Source organism: Hwanghaeella grinnelliae (assembly GCF_004005845.1).
Taxonomy (GTDB): Bacteria; Pseudomonadota; Alphaproteobacteria; order UBA8366; family Aestuariispiraceae; genus Hwanghaeella; species Hwanghaeella grinnelliae.
Map to the genome: position 1 here is coordinate 1 of NZ_SADE01000007.1, position 1192 is coordinate 1192.

1 protein-coding gene is annotated in these 1192 nt (G+C 58.3%); it reads right to left on the bottom strand.

All coding sequences use genetic code 11. The features are described from left to right. Complete coding sequence (tuf, locus tag EOI86_RS24440; protein WP_127768338.1) at window positions 1–1191, bottom strand: elongation factor Tu; 1191 nt, start codon at window positions 1189–1191, stop codon at window positions 1–3. Window position 1192 lies beyond the last annotated feature (1 nt).

Consider the following 1192-nt stretch of genomic DNA (forward strand, 5'->3'; position numbering starts at 1 on the left):
TTACTCGATGATGCCCGCGACGACGCCTGCACCAACGGTGCGGCCGCCTTCACGGATCGCGAAACGAAGACCTTCGTCCATGGCGATCGGGGCAATCAGTTCGACTTCCATCGTCACGTTGTCGCCCGGCATGACCATTTCGGTCCCGGCCGGCAGTTCAACAGATCCCGTCACGTCGGTCGTGCGGAAGTAGAACTGCGGACGATAGTTCGAGAAAAACGGCGTATGACGGCCACCTTCCTCTTTCGTCAGAATATAGGCTTCCGCCTTGAACTTCGTGTGCGGCGTGATCGAACCAGGCTTGGCCAAAACCTGGCCACGCTCGACGTCTTCACGACCGACACCGCGCAGAAGCGCACCGATGTTGTCGCCCGCACGGCCTTCATCAAGAAGCTTGCGGAACATTTCAACGCCCGTGCAGGTCGTCTTCGTCGTCGCCTTGAGGCCGACGATTTCGATTTCCTCACCCGTCTTGACGATGCCCTGCTCGACACGACCCGTCACAACCGTACCACGGCCAGAGATCGAGAAAACGTCTTCGATCGGCATCAGGAACGGACGGTCAACCGGACGCTCCGGCTGCGGAATGTAATCGTCAACGGCCTTCATCAGCTCAAGGATCTTTTCCTTGCCGATGTTTTCGTCACGACCTTCCAATGCCGCAAGCGCAGAACCCGAGATGATCGGAATGTCGTCGCCAGGGAACTCGTAAGAGTCCAGAAGTTCGCGAACTTCCATCTCAACCAGTTCCAGCAGCTCTTCGTCATCGACCTGGTCAACCTTGTTCAGGAAGACAACGATCGCCGGCACACCAACCTGACGGGCGAGCAGAATGTGCTCACGCGTCTGAGGCATCGGGCCGTCGGCCGCGTTAACAACCAGGATCGCGCCATCCATCTGCGCCGCGCCCGTGATCATGTTCTTCACATAGTCAGCGTGGCCGGGGCAGTCGACATGCGCGTAGTGACGCGCTTCCGTCTCGTACTCAACATGCGCCGTGTTGATCGTGATACCGCGGGCCTTCTCCTCAGGCGCCTTGTCGATATCGTCGAACTTCGTCGCAGCTCCGCCGTACGTGTCCGACATAACCTTCGTAATCGCAGCCGTCAGCGTCGTCTTGCCATGGTCAACGTGACCAATCGTGCCGATGTTGCAGTGCGGCTTATTACGCTCAAACTTCTCTTTCGCCATC

Excerpts from the sequence above, each read along its gene's own strand:
- tuf (WP_127768338.1), bottom strand. The coding sequence starts at position 1,191 with ATGGCGAAAGAGAAGTTTGAGCGTAATAAGCCGCACTGCAACATCGGC.